Raw genomic sequence first — 20,454 nt, 5'->3', positions numbered from 1 at the left:
TCCTTCAGTCCTTCCAGGAGTTCTCGATCCGGCGGAACTTCCCGGCCTGCCGGTACAGCTCCTCGTTCTCGTCGGTGATGTCGGCCAGGTGCTCGTACTCGCCGGCGATGGTGTGGGCGAGCTGGTGGGCCGGGTCGAAGGTGCGGTCGGCGTGCAGCCAGCGGGCCACGGCGAGGCGGGTGACGGCGCGGCGCCGGTTGCGGTCCTCGGCGGGGCCGGCCAGCGAGGTGACGAAGGTGCGCGGATCCAGCGTCGTGGTCAGGCGGTTGGGGGCGGCGGTGACGCGCTCCAGGACGTCCAGCCACTCGGTGGCGCTCGCGGCCCGGTCCAACTCGTCGTCGAGGTAGGCCGCGACGGCGGTGAGCGGCTCGCGGCGGGCCGGTTCGACCTGGGCGAGGGTGTGGAGGTGGCGCAGCGGAGCGTCGGTGCGGCTGGAGTAGTGGGCGGCGTACCCCGTGTGCGCCTTGCGCCAGACGGCGGGGTCGCGGGCGAGCCAGCGGCGCAGCAGCAGCTCGGCCAGCGGGTGCAGCCGCAGCGCGTCGCCGTCGGCGGTCTCCTCCAGCCACATCCCCGCGGTCAGGGCGAGCTGGGCGGTGTCGGCGTCGGTGCCGGTCCAGTCCAGGTAGTGCAGCGTGGCGTTGCACGCGCCGCGGCGCAGCCCGGGTGTCGCGGCGAGCACCGCCATGACGTCGAGGACCGGGTTGTCACCGGGGCGCAGGGTGCCGTCGGCGGCGACGGCGAGGTGGTCGGCCAGCATCCGGCGCAGCAGGTAGTCCTCGACGGTGGTGTCCGGGCGGGCCGGTGCGGGCCAGGACTGCGGCAGCGGGTGGGTGTCGTCGGCGAGCCGCTCGCCGAGCAGCCGCCGCGGGTCGAAGGGCTCGGGCAGGTCGGCGGGGGCGCGCCGCGGGTCGGCGGGCGGGGTGCGGCCGAAGCGGGCGAGCAGGTACGCGAGCCGGTCGGTGGCCTCGGGGTGTCCGCCGGTGAGGGCGTGGAGGAAGTCGGCGTCGCGGTTGTGCCGGCCCAGCACGCTGCTGGTGCACAGCGCGAGGACCTGCTCGCCGGTGAGGTCCGCGAGGGCGACCGGGTACCACCACACCGGGTGCCCGGCGGCGCCGGGGGCGTACGGGTGGCGGGTGCCGAAGGCGAGGTCCGGGTGCGTCGGGTCGAGCAGCCGGGCGGCCTCGGGGCGGACCCGGCCGCGCTGGACGGCCACCACCACGGCGGGGTCGGGGCGTTCGTCGCGGGCGGCGTCCTCGCGGCGGCACTCGGCGAGGAGTTCGAGGAAGAGGTCGGCGGTGCGGCCGCCCGCGTTGTCCAGTAACAGCAGGCAGTTGCGGGGGCGCTGGAGCCGCGGCCAGGAGTCGTTGAAGTCGTGCCGCAGGTCGGCGAGGAAGGCCGCGCACAGCGTGCGGGCGACGACCCGCGGGGTGCCGGTCGGGCCGTCCTGCGCCTGGTGCTGCCGGTAGAGCTCCCACAGCGAGTCGTACTCGCGCCCGCCGCCGCCGCGTTCGGCGAGCCAGCGCAGCGCGCGGGCGTCCTTGTGCCGCCCGACGGCGGAGTGCAGCGCGCTCAGCAGTCCGGTCAGCACGTCCAGCAGGCCGCGGTGCTCGGGGCTGAGCAGCGGGGCGGCGCGGTTGCTCCAGTCGGTGAGCGCGGACTGCCGCTCGGCGTCCTGCGGGCGGGCCCGCAGGTAGGCCTCGAAGGCGGTGCGGCCGCCGCCGGTGTCGATGTAGCTGAGTGCCTTGAGCAGCATGGAGGTGCGCGGGAAGTCGATCGGCCGGATGCCGGGGATCCGGCGGCCCAGCCCGCGGACGGCGGCGAGCACGATGTCCTCGACGCCCTGCGCCGACCGCAGGTCCAGTCGCACGCTCAGGCAGTCGTCGGAGAAGTCGTCCCACATCACGTCCAGCAGCACGGTGCCGCCGGAGCCGCGGGGGCCCGCGAGCAGCACGACCGGGCTCGGCGCGGCGGGCACCCCGTTTCGCACGAGCGCGCCGCGGACGTACCCCACGACCCGTTCCCGCCCGTGCAGCCTCAGCCTGCTGCCCTCTGCCACCTGACCGCGACCCCCGTCGTCCCTTCGCGCGCCCGCCCGTTCGGGGCACCGCTTCGGAATGGGGATCGTAGACCGCCCCGCGGGGACCGGTCCCGGAAACGGCGAAGTTGGCGGGACGGCCCCCGTGCGGGAGTTCGGCGGAAGGTTATCGGGCGGCGTCCATCGACTGCACGAATTCCTTGGGCGCCATCTTCTTGTTGAAGACCTTCTGCAGATTCGCGAGCATCAGCCCCGCGGTGTCCGGATCGACCGCCTGGTCCCAGGACTGGGTGAAGGTCGGGGCGTTCGCGACCATGTCGTAGATGAATCCGGTGTAATCCGGGTTGAGCGCGCCCATCAGCTGGCCCTTGATGCCGGCGATGGCGGGGACGTGGCCTATGGAGAGCAGATCGGCGATGTAGGAGGGCTGGTCGAGGGTCTTGGTCATGAAAGCGACCGCACTCTTCTTGTTGTCCGAGGTGTCCGTCACCGAGAAGTAGTTGGACGGGTTCCCGACGACGTTGTTCGGGTCGCCGACACCGCCTGCGACGGTCGGGAAGGGCGCGAAACCGAGCTTGCCCGCGTTCACGAACTTCGGGGCGGCGGCCAGCATGTCGGCGTATTCCCACGAGCCCATCAGCAGCATGCCCGCCTTGCCCTGCGAGAGCAGCGCGTTGGTGCCGCCCGCGTCCTGGTTGACGGTGGCGTACTTCTTGCCGAAGGCACCGCGGTCGACGAGGTCGCGGATCATGCCGAGGGACTTCTCGACCGCCGGGTTGTCCCACGCGCCGGGCTTGCCGGCCTCGATGTCGGCGAAGGCCTGCGGGCCGCCGACGCGGTCCAGCAGGTACTCCAGCCACATCAGCTCGGTCCAGGCCTGCGAGCCGGCCAGGGCGATCGGGGTGATGCCCTTGGCCTTGATCTTGTCGATGTCGTCGAGGAGCGCGTTCCAGGTGGCCGGCGGCGTGTCGATGCCGGCCAGCTTGAAGACGTCCTTGTTGTAGAAGAGCGCGACGGGCTGCACACCCTCCATCGGCACGGCGTAGACCTTGCCGTCGACCTTGCCGCCGGCCAGCACGCTGGGCAGGAACTCGTTCGTGAAGTCCTTGTCCAGCATGCCCGTGAGGTCGGCGACGTGGCCGGCCTTGACGTACTGCTTCAGGTTGCCGCCGCCCCAGTTGAGGAAGATGTCGGGGGAGCCGGCGGAGCCGAGCGAGGTCTTCAGCTTCTGCTTGTACGGGTCGTTCTCGAAGGTCTTGAGGGTGACCTTCGCCTTCCGCTGGGTGTTGTAGGCCGCGATCGACTGCCGCTGGAGCGGGTTGAGCGCGTCGTTCGACAGCGTCCACACGGTCACCGGGCCGTCGCTCCCCGAGGCACTGCTGCCGATACCGCCGCACGCGGACGCGGTCAGGGCGAGCACGGTCACGGTGGCCACCGCGGCCGTCGCCCGCAGGGAGACGAGGCGCTTCATGGTACGTACACACTCCTCCGGGACCCGGACTTTTCCGACCCGATCGGGGAAACTGCCGTAAGTTTACGTGCCGAGGAACGTACGATTTCGGTGACGTGCAGTCAATGGCTGACGTGGCAAAACTGCCGCCGCATTGCCCCGCGGCAACCCCTCCGTGACCGCGTCGCGGGACCCGGCGGGACCCGGCGGCGTCAGTTGGGTCGAGATGCGCACGGGGCGTGCGGGGCGCACGCGGCACGCGGCCGCCGAGCGGCCGCGCTACGGAAACGTCTCGAAACTTTCGGCTCCTGGGGGGCCATCGTACGGGCCCGGTCCCGCCCGCTCACGGGCGGGTCCGCGCACCCTTTCGGCCAACTCCCCGACATCGCCCGCGACCTGCTGTTCTCCGCCCCTAGGGGCGCTCGCCCCCCGGCGGGAGGGTGACCGTGAAGGTGGTCGCGCCCGGGCGGGAGGTGAGAGTCAGGGTCCCGCCGTGCGCGGCGGTGACGGCCGCGACGATCGCGAGCCCGAGCCCCGCCCCGCCGCCCCCGGCGGGGATCCGCGCCCCGCGGGTGAAGCGTTCGAAGGCCGTGGTCCGGAGGGATTCCGGGAGCCCGGGGCCGTCGTCCGAGACGGCCAGGCGCGCGCCGCCCGCCGCGTCCTGCCGCAGGGCGACGGTGACGTGCGTGCCCGGCGGGGTGTGGGAGCGTGCGTTGGCCAGCAGGTTGGCGAGCACCTGGTGCAGCCGCGCGCCGTCCCCCGTCACGGTGACCGGCGACTCGGGGAGGTCCAGGAGCCAGCGGTGGCCGGGGCCCGCGGCCCGCGCGTCCTCGACGGCGGCGAGGACCAGCAGAGTGAGGTCCACCGGCTCGCTGGCCTGCGGCACCCCCTCGTCGAGCCGCGCGAGCAGCAGCAGGTCGTCCACCATGCCGCCCATCCGCGCGGACTCCGCCCCGATGCGGTCGAGGGCCCGGCGCACCCCGGGCGGTACGGGCTCGGGCCGGCGGAGCGCCAGCTCGGCGTGCCCGCGGATGGAGGCGACCGGCGTGCGCAGCTCGTGGCTGGCGTCGGCGGCGAAGCGGCGCAGCCGCTCCTCGCTGCGGTGCCGTCGGGCGAGCGCGTCCTCGACGTGCCCGAGCATGAGATTGAGCGCGGCCCCGACCTGCCCGACCTCGGTACGCGGGTCCGTGTCGGCGTCCGGCACCCGGTCCGGCAGCTCCACCGCGCCGCTGGCCAGCGGGGTGGCGGTGACGGCGGCGGCGGTCGCGGCGACCCGCCGCAGCGGCCGCAGCGACCAGCGCACCCAGAACGCGCCCGCGGCCCCCGCCCCGGCGAGGGTGACGCCGAAGACGACGGCCTCGACGATCACCAGCCGCCGCGCGGCGGCCTCGATGCGCTCCAGCGGCAGCCCGGTCACGAGCACGTCGCCGTCGTCGCCGGTGACGGCCACGACCCGGTAGTCGCCCAGCGCGGAGAGGTCCAGGCCGTGCGGCCGCCCGTTCGGGGCGAGCCGGGCGAGGGCGGCGCGGTCGCCCGCCGAGAGCGTCACGGAGGTGTCGGCCCCGGAGCGTACGACGGCGGCGTCCGTGACCGTACCGCCCAGCAGGCGGGCCCCGAAGGTGCCGGGGGCCTGGCGGCGGGTGTCGGCGTGCGCGTCGTCGCCGTCGGGCTCGCCGGGCCCGCCGTGCTCCAGGCTCGCGGGGAAGCGCCCGCCCGCGGCGGCGAGCTGCTGGTCGAGCTGCCCGGTGAGGTACGAGCGCAGCGTCAGGACGGCGGCGATCCCGACGGCGGCGCAGCTCAGCGCGAGCAGCACGACCAGCCCGCAGATCAGCCGCCCCCGCAGCGTCCGCGGCCCCCAGCGCCACGCCCGGCCGCTCACCCCGCGGCCCGGATCACGTAGCCCGCGCCGCGGACCGTGTGGATCATCGGAGGGCGGCCGATGTCGATCTTGCGGCGCAGGTAGGAGATGTACAGCTCCACCACGTGCGCCTGGCCGCCGAAGTCGTACGACCACACGTGGTCGAGGATCTGCGTCTTGCTGAGCACCCGGCGCGGGTTGCGCATCAGGTAGCGCAGCAGCTCGAACTCCGTCGGCGACAGCTCCACCGGCTCGCCGCCCCGGGTGACCTCGCGTGCGTCCTCGTCCATCAGCAGGTCGCCGACCGTGAGGAGTGCCGCGTCGCCGCGTGCCCGGGTCATGCCCGCGCGGCGCAGCAGGCCGCGCAGCCGGGCCAGCACCTCCTCCAGGGAGAAGGGCTTGGTGACGTAGTCGTCGCCGCCCGCGGTGATCCCGGCGATGCGGTCCTCGACGGTGTCACGCGCGGTGAGGAAGAGCACGCACACGTCCGGCCGGTCCGCCCGCAGCCGGCGCAGCACCGCGAGGCCGTCGCCGTCCGGGAGCATGACGTCGAGCACGACGGCGTCCGGCCGGAAGGCGGCGGCCTCGGCGAGTGCGCCGGCCGCGTCGCCCGCCGTCCGCACCTGCCAGCCCTCGTAGGCCAGCGCGCCGGACAGGACCTCGGCGAGGTCCGGCTCGTCGTCGACGACCAGCACCCGCACGGGGGTGCCGTCGGGGTGCGCGAGGGGCGGGGCGGCGGCGGGGGGCGTGGATCTCATGGTCCTCCCAGCATCGCGCGACCGCCCGGCCGCGGCACACCCGGCCACCTCTGCGTTTGCTGTGGATCGGGGCGGGCGGGCGCCCGCGCGCCCCGTTCAGAGGCCATTCAGAGGTTCGGGGCCGACAGTGGCAGGCGTACACGTACGAGAGGACCCCCGATGACCAGCGCCTACCGCGCCGCGCCACCCCGTCACCAGGCAGCCGGGCACCGCGCCTCGGCCGCTCCCCGCGGCGCCCGTACGGGCCGGGTGCCCGCCGCGGCGGTCGTGCTCACGCTCGGCTGGGCGGGGGCGGCCGCGGTGCTCGCGCTGTGGTGGCAGGACACCGGCTCGGTCGTCGGCACGGCGGACTGGCTGCTCGGCGCCGGGCGCATCGCGGGCCTGCTGTGCGGATACGGCTGCGCGCTGCTCGTCCTGCTCATGGCGCGCGTGCCCGCGCTGGAGAACGCCGTCGGCAGCGACCGCGTCGCCCGCTGGCACGCCATGGCCGGCCGCTACGTCGTGTGCCTGCTGCTGGTGCACGTCACCTGCGTGCTCGCCGGCTACACCGCGCAGGCGCACACGAACATCGTCGGCGAGACGTGGACCGTCGTCACGACCTACCCCGACATGCTGCGGGGCGCGACCGGCGGGCTCCTGCTGCTGGGCGTGGGCGCGCTGTCGGTACGGGCCGCGCGCCGCCGGATGCGCTACGAGACGTGGTACCACCTGCACCTGCTCACCTACCTCGCCCTCTACCTCGCCTTCTGGCACCAGCTCGCGCTCGGCGCGGACTTCCCCGGCGGGTCCGCCGCCCGCACCGGCTGGTACGTCCTCTACGGCGCCGCCGCCGCGGCCGTCTGCTGGTACCGGCTCCTCGTCCCGCTGCGGCTCAACCTGCGGCACCGGCTGCGGGTCGCCTCCGTGGTGCAGGAGGGGCCCGGCGTGGTGTCCGTCTTCGTCCAGGGCCGGCGCCTCGGCGAGCTGCGGGCCCGGCCCGGCCAGTTCCTGCGGTGGCGCTTCCTCGCGCCCGGGCTGCGCTGGACCTCCGGCCCGTACTCGCTGTCCGCCCCGCCGCGCGGCGACGTCCTGCGCATCACCGTCAAGGCGGTCGGCAGCCACAGCGCCGCCCTCGCGCGCCTGCGCCCCGGCACCCGGGTCTGGGCCGAGGGCCCGTACGGCGCCCTCACCGCCGACCGCCGCCGCCGGCAGAAGGTGCTGCTGCTCGCCGGAGGCGTCGGCGTCACACCGCTGCGGGCCCTCTTCGAGTCACTGCCCGGCCGCCCCGGCGACCTCTCCCTGATCTACCGCGCCCGCACCCCGGCCGACCTGGCGCTGCGCTCCGAGCTGGAAGCGATCGCCCAGACCCGCGGTGCCCGCCTCTTCCTCGCCGTCAACGCACCCGACGGCCGGCGCCCCGACCTCACCGCGGCGGGCCTGCGGGCCGCGCTCCCCGACATCGCGGCGCACGACGTGTACGTGTGCGGGCCGCCCGCCCTGACGCGGGCGGTGTACACGGAGCTGCGGTCCGCGGGAGTGCCCGCGGCCCGGATCCACCACGAGTCCTTCGCGCTGTGACGACCGCCCGAGCCCTTCAGGGGCCCTGAACTGCCCGAGAGACCTGAGGGACCTGAGACAGCGGAGAGATCCGAAGTGCCTGAGAGATCTGACCGACCTGAGAGAAAGGCCCGCCCATGAGCGGCATGCCCCTCCTCGCGCCCGGCGCGCGGATCGCGCTGGCCACCACCGCGACGGCGTCCGGCGTGCTCGCGCTGCTGGCGCTCAAACCGCACGCGACCGCGCCCCCGGCGGCGGCCCCCGCCCCGCAGGGGGCGGCGCAGAACCCGGCGGCGGGCGCGAACCCGCAGCCCACGGCCACCGGCGGCGCGCAGGGGACGCAGGGGACGCAGGGGACGCGGACCGTGAAGGGCGACACGTTCCAGACGCGGTACGGCCCCGTCCAGGTGCGGATCACCCTCACCGGCGGCAGGCTCACCGGCGTCGACGTCCTCCGGGCCCCGCAGGGCAACGGCCGCGACCAGGAGATCACCTCCTTCTCCGTCCCGCAGCTCACCCAGGAGGCGCTGGCGGCGCAGAGCGCGCAGATCGACTCGGTGTCGGGCGCGACGTACACGAGCGAGGGCTACGTGCGCTCCCTGCAGAGCGCGCTGGACAAGGCCCGTGGCGGCTGAGTCCGGGCCGCGCACGGTGCGCACGGTCCACACGATGGGGACGGTCTTCTCCCTCGACGTCCGCGGTCCGGCCGCCGGGGAGGCGCGGACCGGGGCTGCGCTGGACGCCGCCGGGGCGTGGCTGGAGCACGTCGACGAGACCTTCTCGACGTACCGCCCGGAGAGCCAGATCAGCCGCCTCGCCGCGGGCACGCTCGCGCTGTCGAGGTGCTCGCCCGAGGTGTGGGAGGTGATGCGCCTGTGCGAGGCGGCCGAGCGCCGCACCCGCGGCTACTTCAGCGCGCACTACGCGGGCGGCCCGGACTTCGACCCCACCGGCCTCGTCAAGGGCTGGGCGGTGGAGCGCGCCGCCGCGATGCTCGCGTCCTCCGGCGCGGAGGCGGTGTGCGTCAACGGCGGCGGCGACATCCAGACCCACGGCGGCCCCTGGCGCATCGGCGTCGCCCACCCGCTGCTGCGCGGCGCCCTCGCGGCCGTCGTCCTCGCCCCGCCGGGCGCGTCGCTGGCCGTCGCCACCTCGGGCCCCGCCGAGCGCGGCCCGCACATCCTCGACCCGCACACCGGCCGCCCCCCGGCCGATCCCCTCGCCTCCCTGACGGTGGTCGCCGTCTCCCTGACGGACGCCGACGTGCACGCGACCGCCGGTTACGCGATGGGCGGTGCCGCCGCCCGCGCCTGGCTGGAGTCGCTGCCCGCCACGGAGGCGCAGGCGGTCACGCCGTCCGGGGAGGGGTGGCGGACCGCCGGGTTCGGGTCCGGCGTCAGGACCGCTGGTAGTAGTAGCCGTTGGTGACGCCGTCGCCGGTGTAGTGGCGGATGCCGCTGCCGCTCACGGCGAAGTAGGAGGCGGCGAGCGAGGCGCAGATCGGGGAGGAGTGGCTGTCGGCCTGGGCCGGGCCGACGTCGACGCGGCTGCCGCCGTTCGCCGTGGAGGTCACCTGCGCGGTGTAGGAGCAGCCGCTGACGGGGAGTTCGGTGAGGCGGACGGTGCCCGCGGAGGTGAAGGTGATCGTGGCGGGCTGGCCGACGTTGAAGGTGTCGCCGTACGTCCAGCCGCCCACGAAGGCCGTGGGGACCTTGCTGCCGGTGGAGCCGGAGCTGCCGGAGCTGCCGGTGGAGCCGCTGCCCGACGTGGTCGACCCGCTCGACGCGGAGCCGGAAGAGCTGCCGGACGACCCGCCCGAGCCGGTGCTCCCCGCGGTCGAACTCCCCTCGCTCGCGCCGCCCGTGCTCGTCCGGCCGCCGCTGCCGGCCTTCGCCGGGGCGCTGCTGCCCGCCGCGGGCGGGGTGCTCGCCGAGGCCTTCGCGGTCTGCGTGCCGGGCGGTGCCGGGCTGCCCGAGCCCCGCGTGGCGGACGGGGCGTCCGCGGGCAGCGGCCGGGTGGTGCCGGACGAGGGGCCGGCGCTGCGGGACGGCGGCGCGGCGCTGTCGCGGCTGTCGGAGCTGAACGGCTGGAGCATCACCAGCGTGCCGGTGCCCGCGCCCAGCACGAGGACGACGGGTACGGCCAGGAAGCGGGTGCGGCGCCTCCGGTCCTTCCGCTCCTCCTCCTTCTCCTTGTCCCCGGCCTCGGGCCGCGTGCCGCCGGGCGCCGCCGCGGGATGCTCGGGGGCGACGAGCGTCGGGGCCGCACCGGGTTGGCGTACGGGTGCCGCGTCCGCCTCCAGCAGCCGGGCGGACCGCTCGGCGATACGGGCCAGCACCGGCGCGGGGAGCCACGCCCGGTCGTCCCCGAGGACGACCGTCCGCTCCGGGTCCGTCAGCAACTCGGCCACGGAAGGCCGCAGTTCGACCTTCTTCTGCAGACACCGGGCGATGAGCGCGCGCAGGTCCCCGTCCTGGACCCCGTCGAGGGCGGGCTCCTCCTCGACGACCCGGAACATGACCGCGTGGTGGTTGCCCGCCCCCGCGCCGAAGGGCAGGCTGCCCGTCGCCGCGTACATCAGCACGGACCCGAGCGAGAACACGTCGCTCTTGGGGCCCACGTCCTGGCCGCGGACCTGCTCGGGGGACATGAAGCCCGGTGAGCCCAGGACCATTCCCGTGCTGGTCAGCAGCGACTCGACGGTGGTCTGGACGGCCCGGGCGATGCCGAAGTCGATGACCTTCGGCCCACCGGCCGTGAGCATCACGTTCGACGGTTTGAGGTCGCGGTGGACGATGCCGGCCGCGTGGATGTCCTGGAGGGCGTGCAGGAGGCGGCCGGCGAGGGCGCGTACGGACGCGGCGGGGAGCGGACCGTGCTCGCGGACGACCTCGTCCAGGGACAGGCCCGGGACGTAGCCGGTGGCCACCCACGGGAGGGCGGCGTCGGGGTCGGCGTCGAGGACGGGGGCGGTGTACCGCTCGCCGACCCGCCGCGCCGCGTCGATCTCCCGCCGGAAGCGGGCCTTGAACGCGGGATCCGAGAGGTGCTCCTCGTGCACCACCTTGACCGCGACCGTCCGGCCGCCCTCGGAACGGGCCAGGTAGACCCGCCCCATGCCGCCCGCGCCGAGCCGCCCGAGCAGCAGGTAGGGCCCGATGCGGGCGGGGTCGGCCGGTATCAGCGGTTCGACCGCGCCGTCGAGGCCGTCCCGTTCCGCCTCGCCGTCTCCCCCGTGCGTACTGGTCATACGGCCGGTGCCTCCCGTTGTCCGCTCGTGGTATGAACTCGCGTGATGATAAGGCTGGTTGCCCGGAGCAACGGCGGTGGAGGGCCGGGCCGCCGCTCCGGCGCGGTCACCCCGGCGCCGCGGAGGACGTGTGCCGCGCGGGGCCCGGTTCCTGCCGCCGCTCCGTCCCCGCGGGCGGCGTACCGCAAGGCGCTCCCGGGCCCGGCCGGGAAGAGCTACCTTCTGGGTAAGGGCCATCGCGCACAGGGGTGTTCATGCTGGAGCAAGCACTTGCCGCGCTCGCGGCATCGGGGGGCGCGGCGGTCGTGACCGCTGCGGGCACGGACGCCTGGACCGAACTGCGGGCCCGGCTGGCCCGCTGGTTCGGCCGCGGCAGCGACCGCCGGGAGACGGTGACCCTCGAACGCCTCGACACGACCGCCGCGGAGCTGGAGGCCGCCCCCGGCGCCGAGTCGGAGGTCGTACGGGAACGCGCGGGCGCGGTCTGGACGAACCGCATCCGGGACCTGCTGGAAGACCTCGACGCCGAAGAACGCACGTCGGCGTCGGCCGAGTTGCGCACCCTGCTCGCCGAACTCCCCGTCTCCCGCACACAGGTCGGCGCGACGGACGGCTCCGTCGCGGCGGGCCGTGACGTGACCGTACGCGCGGAGGGCGCCAACTCCGTTGCCGCAGCCGTCATCCGCGGCGACGTCCACCTGGGCGTCAACCCCCCTCCGACGCCGGACGCATCCCAGGGCTGAGCGCTCCGGCACCCACGAGCCCAACCCGGCCGACTCCCCCGGCCGACCACCCCGAGCACGCCCCGCGGGCCGCGGAGGCGCTGGCCGAGCGGCCCGATGCCGCGCAGGCGCCGCGGGGTGCGGATGTCCCGGCGGAGGCTGATGCGCCGCGGGGTGCTGGGGTGCTGGGCGAACGGCCCGAGGTCGCGGAGGCGCCGCGGGGTGCGGCTGGTCCGGCGGGGGTCGATGCGGCGCGGGCTGCGGGGGTGTCGGGCGAGCGGCCCGAGGTCGCGGAGGCGGCGCGGGGTGCGGCTGGTCCGGCGGGGGCTGTGGAGGGGCCGCGGGGTGCGGCGGTTCCGGCGGGGGCCGGTGAGCGTGCTGATGCGCCGCGGGCTGCGGGGGTGTCGGGCGAGCGGCCCGAGGTTGCGGAGGCGGGGCGGGGTGCGGTTGGTCCGGCGTGGGCTGATGCGGCGCGGGTCGCGGAGGCGTTGGCCGAGCTGCCCGAGGTCGGGGAGACGGTGCGGGGTGCGGCGGAGTCCGGCGCGGCGGCAGCCGCGGAGGCCGCACCGGATGCGCCTGGCACTGCCGACCCTGCCCGCACCAGACGCGGGGCCGTCAAGGCGGCCATGCGCGATGTGGCGATCGCGACCGCCCTGGGCCCGGTGGCCGTCGCCGGCCTCGTGGCGGCCCACCGCGCCCGTGCCCACGAAGGGCCCGCGGCGCCCGCGGACCCGCCCGGCAGCCACGAGGAGGCGGCACGGAGCGGGTCTGCCGCAAGGGCGGCCGCTGAGCGCGGCGGCCCGGAGGCGTCCGACGCCGCGGGAGACGGCCACGACCTGTTGGGGGCCGCCCCGGGTGGTCCTGCCGCGCCCGGCGCCGCGGGCCCGTCCTCTGCTTCCGGCGCCCCCGGCCGGGCGGTGCCGCCCGGGCACGCCCCCGGGGGCGCGGCTCCGGGCAGCCCCGGCGGCTTCACGCCGTCCGATCCGCCCGCCCCCGCCGGAGGCGGCGTGCACGCCGGGCGGGACATCCGCGTCGAGAACCAGGGCAGCGGGGCCGCCGTCGGGCAGGCGCACATCGTCAACAACTACCAGGTCACGCAGGCCGCGGTCCGCCTGCCGTACCGCATCGGGCGCGTGCCCGCGCTCGCCTCGCCCTTCCAGGAGCGGGACGTCCCGGAGTTGGCCGCGGCCGATCCGGCGGGCGGCCCGCCTATCGTGCTGGCGGGCATGTTCGGCACCGGCAAGTCTCAACTGGCCGCGCAGTACGCGGAGTCCGCGTGGGACCGCGGCGACCTGCACCTGCTGCTGTGGGCCGACGCGTCCTCCCGCGAGGCGGTCCTGTCCGCGTACGCCCGCGCGGGCCAGGACCTGCTCGGCCGCACGTACGTCGACGTGGCGGACGGCGCGCAGGCCTTCCTCAACTGGCTCCGTCCGGCGGGCGGTACGCAGCCCCACCCGTGGCTCGTCGTCCTCGACGGCGTCACCGACCCGGCCCACCTCGCGGGCCTGTGGCCGCCCGCGAGCCCGGGCGGGCGCGTGCTGGTGACCAGCAGCCGCGCCGACTTCGAGGGCGCGGGGAGCCCGCGGGTGGTGCGGGTCCGGCCGTTCACCTTCGGCGAGGTCTACACGTACCTGGAGCGCGCGCTGCAACGGAACGCGGCTGCCCGCCGGGTCGCCGGGAAGGGCGACGTGGAGGATTTCGTCGTCGCGTCGGCCCGAGCGGCCGTGGAGGGAGGTCTCCCTCCCGACGCGTGTCTCGAACCCCGATCCGACGTCACCGTCTCCGGCGGGGACAGCGCACAGCCCACCCCGGTCCGGCGGTCCATCGAGGCGGCCGCGGCGATGGCACCGGAAAGCGTGGTGCGTGCGGTGCTCGCTCTGATCGCGCTGCTGGACCACGACGGCGTCCTGGAGGACGTCCTCTTCGTGGAGCCCGCACGGCGGCAGATGGCGTTGCTCGGCAAACACTGGCACCCGGACGACCTCACGCACCTGGGGCCCGCAGGACGGCGGGCCATGCAGGGCAGGGAGGCGCTGACAGCGCCGGTCGACGTGGGCGCCGTCCGCACCGCCCTGCGCGCCCTGCATGTCAGGGGTGTGATCGACCGGGAAGAGCACGGCGCAGTACGGCTCGTCCGGATCACCGAAGGCGTGCTCCGTGCCGGCTTGGCCGATGTGCCGAGGGTGGACACCCCGGAGGGGCGGTACCTGCTCCGCGGCCTGCGGAACGCGCTGGCCGCCGCATGGCCGAACGCCGAACGGAGCCTGGCAGAGGCCCGGTTGTTGTGGGGCTCGGTCGAGGCCCTGGAGTATCCCGACTCCGGGGACGACGGCGGAGCGGGCCTGCTGGACGGCGGCGGTATTCACCCCCTGGCCTACCGCTACGGGCACAGCCTCGGCGTGTGGGGCCGGTGCGCGGAAGCCGAGCGTCACTTCCGCACCATGGCCTTCCGCGCTGCCGCGGCTCACGGCGCCGATCGCATCGGCACAGACCTTCCCTTGCTCAAGACACTCGCCCATGCGGCCCGTTGGCGCGGTGCCCGCGGTGATGACTTCGGCGCTGCGGGCGAACTCGCAGGCATCCTGGCGCGCCAGCGGGAGGCGCTGGACGAGGAGCATCGCGACGTGCTCACGACCCGGCACCACCTGGCCGTCTCGCAGCTGTCGGCGACCGCCTGCGACGCGCCCGGGCCGCGTGCGGAGCTCGCCGCCGTACTGCGCGGCCGGATCCGACGGCTGGGCCCGGACCACCCGGACACGCTGGTCACTGCGATGGCGATCGTCCGCGGCATGCTCGACCGGGGGCACGGTGAGCCGCTCGCCGGGGACGACGTCGACGCCGTCACGGATCTGCTGATCACCAAGGGCCACAGCGCAGGGGGCCCGCCGAAGGCCGACCCCCTCACCATCGCTGAGGCGCTGCACACCGAACTGCGGCGCGTCGCGGGCGAGGACCACCCCGACACCGTCGACACCCTGCGCCTGCTCGCGGGCATGCACATCAACCTCGGTGCGGACGACGAGGCGTTGGCCCTGTCGGAGCGCGCGCTCGCCGCCGCCGTTCGGGTGCTCGGCCCCGAGCACCCCGTGACGCTCGACTGCCGGGTCACGGCGGCGCTCGCGGCCTTCAACAGCGGCTCGGACTCAGCCGACGAGGCCGCCTTCCGCGCCCTGGCGGACCAGTGGGAGGCGCTCCTCGGCGCCGATCACCCGGGGGCTCTCGGCACGCGCGCCTACCTGCTCGGGGTCTCCGCCCAGGACCTGCCGCCGCGGGCCCCGGCCGATTTCGCCGACGCGTGCGCGGAACTGCTCGCCGACACCGAGCGGGTCTTCGGTACGGACCACCGCCGTACCCGGCAACTCCTGGCCCACATGGCCGACATGCACGAGAGCGCCGACCGCCCCGTCGCCGCCCTCGTGGCCCTCGCGGACCTGGCCGCCCGGTGCGCCCGGGTGCCCGGGCCCGAGCACCCGGACACCCTGCGGGTGCGGTTCCGCGTGGCGGCGGCGCGCGGCAGGCAGGCCGACACCGTCGGCGCGCTCACCGCCCTCGCCGAGCTGCACGTCGACTGCGTCCGCGCCCTCGGCGCCGAGCACCCGGTGACCCTCGGCGTCCGCCACGAGCTGGCCCTCAACCGCTACGTGGCGGGCGACACGCCCGGCGCCCTCAGCGACCTGGCTCGGCTCCTGCAGGCCCGCGCACGCCTCGACGGCCCCGACGCCGAGTCGACCCGCAAGGTCCGCGACGACCTGGAGCGTATGAAGGCGAAGGCGGAGGCGGCGGACTGACCCGCCCCGCCCTCACAAGCCCGACGTCACCGCAGCCGCCTCACAACCCGGCCCCCAGCGGTCCGTGTTCGGGCTCCATCTCCGCCGCCCAGTGCGCGGCCCAGTCCGGCTGCGTGCCGTCCGCGTCCGTGAAGCCGTACTCCTCGTACAGGCCCCATGTGGCCAGTGCGCGGCCCGACTTGGCCATCACGTCCGGGTCCGCGGCGAGGGCGGCGACCGCGCGGCCGAGGTAGGCGGGGCTCTCGGAGTGCGCGAAGTGGGGGTCCTTCGCGGCGCCGTCGCGCCAGTTCGCCTCCGTCACGCCGAAGCCTTCGAGCATCGCCTCCGAACGGAGGAAGCCCGGGGTGATCGCCAGCGCCGCGACACCGTGCGGGCGCAGCTCGGCTGCCTGGGCGACGGCGAGGCGGATGACCGCCGACTTGGCGAGGTCGTAGAAGAACGAGCCGCGGTAGCGGGCGGTGTTGCCGTCGGTGACCTCCACGACGAGGCCGCTGCCGCGGGCGACGAGCATCGGGAGGGCGTAGCGGCTGGTGATCACATGGGTCTCCACCGCCTGCCGCAGCAGCCGCAGGCCCGTGTCGAGGTCCTGCTCCCACAGCGGGTGCTCCCAGTCGGTCAACGGGTCGCCGCCCCATACGCAGTTGACGAGGACGTCGAGCCGTCCGTGCTGCTCGACGGCGATCCGGCCGACGAGGGCGCGGACGTCGTCCGGGTCGCTGTGGTCGGTGCGGACCGCGATGCCCGTGCCGCCCGCCGCGGTGACCATCGCGGCGGTCTCCTCGATCGTCTCGGAGCGGTCCATCGCCGAGCGCCCGGCGGCGGAGCTGCTGCGGCCGGTGACGTACACGGTCGCGCCCGCGGCGCCGAGCTGGACCGCGATGCCGCGCCCGCCGCCGCGCGTGCCGCCCGCGACCAGGGCCACCCGGCCTGCCAGCGCCGTCCCTGCGGGCGTCGTCGTCTTCATCGTGCCTCCGTGGTGGATGAGGGGAGATGCGGGGCGAGCAGTGTGCCGAGGTCGCGGTGGAGCCGCTCCGCGAGGGTGCCGCGGCGTTCGAGCGCCCAGTTCAGGCCCGCGCCCGCGGTGACCGCCCGTACGGCGTCGGCGAGCGCGGGGACGTCCGTGCCGGGCCGCAGCTCGCCCGACTCCGCGGCCTGCGCGAGCAGTTGGGCGACGGCCTGGCGGTGGGCCTCGTGGACGGCCAGCGCACGGGCGTACAGCTCGGGGTCGGCGAGGTCCATGCAGAGGAAGGCCAGGTGGTGCGCGAAGCGCTCCGGGGTCGCCGTCCCGGCCGCCGACTCGACGGTCAGCGCCCGCAGGGCCGCGAGCGCGGAGGGGTGCTCCTGCCTTACGCGGCGGGCGAGTTCGCCCGCGTCCGCCGCCGAGCGGTCGGCGAGGGCGAGCAGCAGGCCGCGTTTGGAGCCGAAGCGCTGCACGAGCGTCGCGGGGACGAGGCCGACCTCGCGGGCGACGGCGGCCAGGGTGAGCCCGGCGGGGCCGAGCCTGCCCATGACGTCGGCCGTCGCGCGCAGGATCACCGCGTCCTCGACTCCGCGCGGGCGTGCCACCGGGGACCTCCCAGGAGAGTAAATGAACGTCCATTTGTTAATAGCCCACGCCTCGGGCGAGAGCAAGCCCGGACCCTTCCTCCGGAGGGAGTTGGTCTAGTCCTCTTGACGCGGTACGCCTGTGCGCGCTTTGGTATGTACCAACTCAGGCCTGAGTGACCTCCTCCCCCACCACTTCACGCCCGAGGGGCTTTCATGCACCTTGCCAAATGGGCGGCTTCCGCCTCCGCGCTCACCCTCGCGACCGCCGGCGCGGTCCTCGCCCTGGCCCCCGCCGGCAACGCCGCGGCGACCGGCACCTACGCCGTCGCCCCCTACGTCGACATGTCCAACAGCCAGGAGGGCCTGCTCGACCAGGCCGTCACCGGCCACGGACTCAAGGCCTACACCGCGGCCTTCGTGCTCGGCTCCGGCTGCAACCAGATCTGGGGCGACACCCTCCCGATCGGCAACGACTCCTTCACCGACCCGCTGATCGCGAAGGCGAAGTCCGAGGGCGCGTCCGTCATCATCTCGTCCGGCGGTGCCAGCGGCCTGCCGCTCGCCTGGACGTGCTCCACGCAGAGCTCGATCGTGTCGGGCTACCAGGCCCTCATCAACGACTACGGCGTCACACAGCTGGACTTCGACATCGAGGGCGCCGCGATCGCCGACACCGCGGCCGCCGCGCGCCAGATGCAGGCGATGAAGACGCTCAAGGCGTCGAACCCGAACCTGCAGTTCTCCGTGACGCTGCCCGTCCTCGCGAGCGGGCTCACCGGCGACGGCGTCAACATCATCAAGGCCGCGAAGACCGCGGGCGTCAAGATCGACGTCGTCAACATCATGACGATGGACTACTACTCGGGCACGGGCACCGAGATGGGCCAGGGCTCGGTCGCCGCGGCACAGGCCACGCTGGGCCAGATGCAGTCCGTCGACGCCGGCTACACCTACGCCAACCTCGGCATCACGCCGATGATCGGCAAGAACGACGACGGCTCCACCTTCACCCTCGCCGACGCCCAGACCGTCGAGTCCTTCGCCGAGCAGCACGGCGTCGGCCGCCTCGCCTTCTGGGCCGTGACCCGCGACCAGGCGTGCGGCGGCAGCGCCAACGGCCTGTCCACCTGCAGCCAGATCAGTCAGAGCACGCTGCAGTTCACCGACATCTTCCTGAAGTACGCGGGCGGTTCGGGCGGCACGAGCGGCGGCACGACCAACGGCGGTACGACGAACGGTGGCACGTCCACCGGGACCACCAACGGCGGTACCACGACCGGCGGTTCTACGACCGGCGGCACGGGCAGTTGCACCGTCGCCTCGTGGAGCTCGTCGGCGATCTACACCGGCGGCAACCAGGTCTCCTGGAAGAGCCACAAGTGGCAGGCCAAGTGGTGGACGCAGGGCGAGGAGCCCGGCACCACCGGTGAATGGGGGGTCTGGCAGGACCTCGGCGCCTGCTGAACCCGCCCCCTTCCCGACCCGTCACGTCCCTCGGCCCGGCCCCTGGAATTCGCCCTCCCGGGAGCCGGGCCGAAGGACGTCCACGGCCCCGCGGGCAGGGCCATGATGGTGCGGGGACGCGAACGAGGGGGGACGCGATGCTCGCTCAACTGGCGACCAACTGCCATCAGTCGAACTGCACGGGCCATATCGACAACACACCCGCCTACTACATTTTCGGCGGCATCGGCGCGGTCATGCTCATCGGGATCGCCTTCGCGGCGGGCGACAGTGCGATCCGCCACCGGATCACGACCCGCGGGGTCGCGGCGACCGCCGAGATCGTGAAGGTCGCCCCGCGCCAATTCATGAGGGACGGGATGGTCCGGCTGGACCTGACCCTCGCCGTGACGCCGCCCGACGGGGAGGCCTTCGAGGCCGAGACCGACCACACGTTCCCGATCACCGCGCTGCCCCAGGCGGGGTGGACGGTCCCGGTGCGCTACCGGGCGGAGAACCACTACCGCGTCCTCGTCTCGGGCGAGGCCGCCCCGCCGGCGCCGCCGCCCGCCGCCGGGCCCGCCGCCGAACCTGCGGGAGGGCCTGCGGGAGGGCCCGCGGCCTGAGGCCTGAGGAGGGGCGCCGCGGCCGTCAAGTGCCGTGCGCGGCTGCCCGGCTGCGCCAGTGGGCGAGGAACCGGCGGGTTGTCGCCGTCTCCGGGTGGTCGGGGCGCGCGGTGAGGACGTCGGGGTGCTCGGGCCCGAGGGCCCGCTCCATGTCGGTGACGACGGCGGCGAATCGGTCCGCAGCGCCCGCCGGGTCGCCGGCCTCGCCGTGCCAGAAGGCCTCGTTGTGGCGGGCGACCAGGGTGTGGCGGTGGTCGGCGCCCAGTTGACGGGCGGCAGTCGCCGCGAGGTGCCGGAAGTATGCGGCGGCCGCCCCGGGCTGTCCTGCCTCGCCCAGGCTCGTTCCGGCCCGGAAGAACACCGCGTCGGCGCCGGATCCGTACAGGCAACCGGAGTCGTCCGTGCAGGACATGAGCGTGGCGGCGCAGTTGCGCAGGGCCTGGGCCAGGGCGGTGTCCCGCTCGACCTTCGGCCAGGCCGCCCGCAGCGCGTCGGCCGCCGCGCCGGCGGCCCTCCCGTACTCCTCCGGCGGCAGGGTCTCGCGCGTCGCCCGCTGGACGACCTGGTGGACGCGCACCCGCCGCTCGTCCCCGTCCTCCTCGGCCCCCGGCGCGGTGAGCAGGCTGACGCGGTGCAGCGCCCGGGGCGAGCCCGCCTTCCGCCGCCTCCACGCCCGCAGGCCCCGAACCCACCGCACACACCCCCGGACAACCGGACACCCGAAAGACGACGCCCGTCGAGCGTAGGCCAGGGAACGGCCCGCGGGGGTCAGGCCGCGTCAGGTCAGCAGCGCCGCCACCGCCGCCACGACGACCTCGCGGCGGCGGGCCGCGGACGTCGGCGCGGACACCGCGTCGTACTCGGGCACGTTGCTGCTCCAGAAGCCGGAGAGGTGCAGGATCAGGCCGAGCAGCTCGGAGGCGGAGTAGCGGGCGGGCAGGACGCCCGCGTGCTGGGCCTCCTCGATCGCGCGGACCTTCGCACGGGTGCTCTCGGCGACGACCGGCAGCTCCACACCGCTGCCCGCGCGCTCCAGGCGGTACCAGGTCGCGAGGCGCTGGACCCACGGGCGTTCGACGTAGGAGTCGTGCAGGCGGCCCGCGTACTCGGGCAGGTTCGCCGGGTCGATCGGGACGGCGTCGAGGGTCTGCCGGCACATCTCGTCGAAGACGGCGTCGAAGAGGCCGTCCTTGCTGCCGTAGTAGTGGTAGATCTGCGCCTTGTTGCTGCGGGCCTCCGCCGCTATGCGGTCGACGCGGGCGCCCGCGATGCCGTACGCGGCGAATTCGGCGGTCGCCGCGTCCAGCAGACGGCGCCGGGTCGCTTCCGCGTCGCGGGCGGGGACGGCCTTGGTCATACCGCCAGCGTATCAACTAACCGGACAGTTGACACGGGCTGGGCAACGGGATGCGCGCCGAGCGGATGCCGCCGGGCGTCCGG

16 protein-coding genes are annotated in these 20,454 nt (G+C 75.0%); 7 read left to right on the top strand and 9 right to left on the bottom strand.

Annotated elements, in window-relative coordinates:
• Nucleotides 1-4 precede the first annotated feature (4 nt).
• From IH54_RS47655 to IH54_RS0112380, 4 genes are all read right to left on the bottom strand, one after another.
• Nucleotides 5-2,011: a hypothetical protein gene (locus IH54_RS47655; protein ID WP_043180643.1), complete on the bottom strand. Its 2,007-nt coding sequence runs from the start codon at nucleotides 2,009-2,011 to the stop codon at nucleotides 5-7.
• A gap of 190 nt (nucleotides 2,012-2,201) precedes the next feature.
• Nucleotides 2,202-3,506 carry an extracellular solute-binding protein gene (locus tag IH54_RS0112390; protein WP_031515922.1) on the bottom strand — a complete coding sequence of 435 codons (1,305 nt, stop codon included), beginning with the start codon at nucleotides 3,504-3,506 and terminating at the stop codon, nucleotides 2,202-2,204.
• Nucleotides 3,507-3,897: 391 nt separating this feature from the next.
• A complete protein-coding gene (locus IH54_RS0112385; RefSeq protein WP_031515920.1) occupies nucleotides 3,898-5,364 on the bottom strand; it encodes a sensor histidine kinase in 1,467 nt (488 codons plus the stop codon).
• The gene (locus tag IH54_RS0112380; protein ID WP_031515918.1) at nucleotides 5,361-6,101 is read right to left on the bottom strand and encodes a response regulator transcription factor; all 741 of its coding nucleotides are present in this window, start codon (nucleotides 6,099-6,101) and stop codon (nucleotides 5,361-5,363) included. The genes IH54_RS0112385 and IH54_RS0112380 overlap by 4 nt, the downstream gene beginning before the upstream one ends.
• 159 nt (nucleotides 6,102-6,260) lie before the next feature.
• On the opposite strand from IH54_RS0112380, the gene IH54_RS0112375 reads away from it, so the two are divergent.
• The 3 genes from IH54_RS0112375 (at nucleotide 6,261) to IH54_RS0112365 (ending at nucleotide 9,065) form a co-directional block, all read left to right on the top strand.
• A complete protein-coding gene (locus tag IH54_RS0112375) occupies nucleotides 6,261-7,658 on the top strand; it encodes a ferric reductase-like transmembrane domain-containing protein (RefSeq protein WP_031515916.1) in 1,398 nt (465 codons plus the stop codon).
• A 116-nt stretch (nucleotides 7,659-7,774) separates the two neighbouring features.
• Complete coding sequence (locus tag IH54_RS0112370; RefSeq protein ID WP_031515913.1) at nucleotides 7,775-8,272, top strand: FMN-binding protein; 498 nt, start codon at nucleotides 7,775-7,777, stop codon at nucleotides 8,270-8,272.
• Nucleotides 8,273-8,306: 34 nt separating this feature from the next.
• A complete protein-coding gene (locus IH54_RS0112365) occupies nucleotides 8,307-9,065 on the top strand; it encodes an FAD:protein FMN transferase (RefSeq protein WP_052397365.1) in 759 nt (252 codons plus the stop codon).
• Here the strand turns inward: IH54_RS0112365 and IH54_RS0112360 are convergent.
• Entirely contained in the window at nucleotides 9,034-10,887 is a 1,854-nt protein-coding gene (locus tag IH54_RS0112360) for a serine/threonine-protein kinase (protein WP_031515909.1), read from the bottom strand. The genes IH54_RS0112365 and IH54_RS0112360 overlap by 32 nt on opposite strands.
• 254 nt (nucleotides 10,888-11,141) lie before the next feature.
• Between IH54_RS0112360 and IH54_RS0112355 the strand changes: the two genes are divergently transcribed.
• Together IH54_RS0112355 and IH54_RS0112350 are read left to right on the top strand one after the other, a co-directional pair.
• Nucleotides 11,142-11,630, top strand: coding sequence for a hypothetical protein (locus IH54_RS0112355; protein ID WP_031515907.1), 489 nt, complete (start codon nucleotides 11,142-11,144; stop codon nucleotides 11,628-11,630).
• Between the two features lie 467 nt (nucleotides 11,631-12,097).
• On the top strand, nucleotides 12,098-15,397 hold the full coding sequence (locus tag IH54_RS0112350) for a tetratricopeptide repeat protein (RefSeq protein ID WP_031515905.1): 3,300 nt from the start codon (nucleotides 12,098-12,100) through the stop codon (nucleotides 15,395-15,397).
• 40 nt (nucleotides 15,398-15,437) lie between these two features.
• Here IH54_RS0112350 and IH54_RS0112345 read toward each other — a convergent pair whose 3' ends face one another.
• Nucleotides 15,438-16,361 (bottom strand): SDR family oxidoreductase, encoded by a 924-nt coding sequence (locus IH54_RS0112345; protein WP_031515903.1) that lies wholly within the window; start codon nucleotides 16,359-16,361, stop codon nucleotides 15,438-15,440.
• Nucleotides 16,358-16,963 carry a TetR/AcrR family transcriptional regulator gene (locus IH54_RS0112340; protein WP_031515901.1) on the bottom strand — a complete coding sequence of 202 codons (606 nt, stop codon included), beginning with the start codon at nucleotides 16,961-16,963 and terminating at the stop codon, nucleotides 16,358-16,360. The genes IH54_RS0112345 and IH54_RS0112340 overlap by 4 nt, the downstream gene beginning before the upstream one ends.
• Nucleotides 16,964-17,158: 195 nt before the next feature.
• Here IH54_RS0112340 and IH54_RS0112335 point away from each other — a divergent pair, with 195 nt between their 5' ends.
• Both IH54_RS0112335 and IH54_RS0112330 read left to right on the top strand, forming a co-directional pair.
• Nucleotides 17,159-18,409, top strand: coding sequence for a chitinase (locus IH54_RS0112335; protein ID WP_031515899.1), 1,251 nt, complete (start codon nucleotides 17,159-17,161; stop codon nucleotides 18,407-18,409).
• A gap of 137 nt (nucleotides 18,410-18,546) precedes the next feature.
• Complete coding sequence (locus tag IH54_RS0112330; protein WP_031515897.1) at nucleotides 18,547-19,014, top strand: hypothetical protein; 468 nt, start codon at nucleotides 18,547-18,549, stop codon at nucleotides 19,012-19,014.
• Between the two features lie 25 nt (nucleotides 19,015-19,039).
• Here the strand turns inward: IH54_RS0112330 and IH54_RS44430 are convergent, their stop codons facing one another.
• On the bottom strand, nucleotides 19,040-19,711 hold the full coding sequence (locus IH54_RS44430; RefSeq protein WP_031515894.1) for a tetratricopeptide repeat protein: 672 nt from the start codon (nucleotides 19,709-19,711) through the stop codon (nucleotides 19,040-19,042).
• Nucleotides 19,712-19,792: 81 nt separating this feature from the next.
• On the bottom strand, nucleotides 19,793-20,371 hold the full coding sequence (locus IH54_RS0112320; RefSeq protein WP_031515892.1) for a TetR/AcrR family transcriptional regulator: 579 nt from the start codon (nucleotides 20,369-20,371) through the stop codon (nucleotides 19,793-19,795).
• Nucleotides 20,372-20,454: the final 83 nt, after the last annotated feature.

The sequence above is a fragment of the Streptomyces sp. NRRL F-5123 genome (assembly GCF_000721495.1).
In the GTDB taxonomy this organism is placed as follows: domain Bacteria; phylum Actinomycetota; class Actinomycetes; order Streptomycetales; family Streptomycetaceae; genus Actinacidiphila.
This window is presented reverse-complemented; position numbering and strand designations above follow the sequence as displayed.

Coding starts and splice junctions, on each gene's coding strand:
- IH54_RS0112335 (WP_031515899.1), top strand. CDS start 17,159: ATGCACCTTGCCAAATGGGCGGCTTCCGCCTCCGCGCTCACCCTCGCG.
- IH54_RS0112375 (WP_031515916.1), top strand. CDS start 6,261: ATGACCAGCGCCTACCGCGCCGCGCCACCCCGTCACCAGGCAGCCGGG.
- IH54_RS0112370 (WP_031515913.1), top strand. CDS start 7,775: ATGAGCGGCATGCCCCTCCTCGCGCCCGGCGCGCGGATCGCGCTGGCC.
- IH54_RS0112360 (WP_031515909.1), bottom strand. CDS start 10,887: ATGACCAGTACGCACGGGGGAGACGGCGAGGCGGAACGGGACGGCCTC.
- IH54_RS0112390 (WP_031515922.1), bottom strand. CDS start 3,506: ATGAAGCGCCTCGTCTCCCTGCGGGCGACGGCCGCGGTGGCCACCGTG.
- IH54_RS0112355 (WP_031515907.1), top strand. CDS start 11,142: ATGCTGGAGCAAGCACTTGCCGCGCTCGCGGCATCGGGGGGCGCGGCG.
- IH54_RS0112320 (WP_031515892.1), bottom strand. CDS start 20,371: ATGACCAAGGCCGTCCCCGCCCGCGACGCGGAAGCGACCCGGCGCCGT.
- IH54_RS0112345 (WP_031515903.1), bottom strand. CDS start 16,361: ATGAAGACGACGACGCCCGCAGGGACGGCGCTGGCAGGCCGGGTGGCC.
- IH54_RS0112380 (WP_031515918.1), bottom strand. CDS start 6,101: ATGAGATCCACGCCCCCCGCCGCCGCCCCGCCCCTCGCGCACCCCGAC.
- IH54_RS0112330 (WP_031515897.1), top strand. CDS start 18,547: ATGCTCGCTCAACTGGCGACCAACTGCCATCAGTCGAACTGCACGGGC.
- IH54_RS0112365 (WP_052397365.1), top strand. CDS start 8,307: ATGGGGACGGTCTTCTCCCTCGACGTCCGCGGTCCGGCCGCCGGGGAG.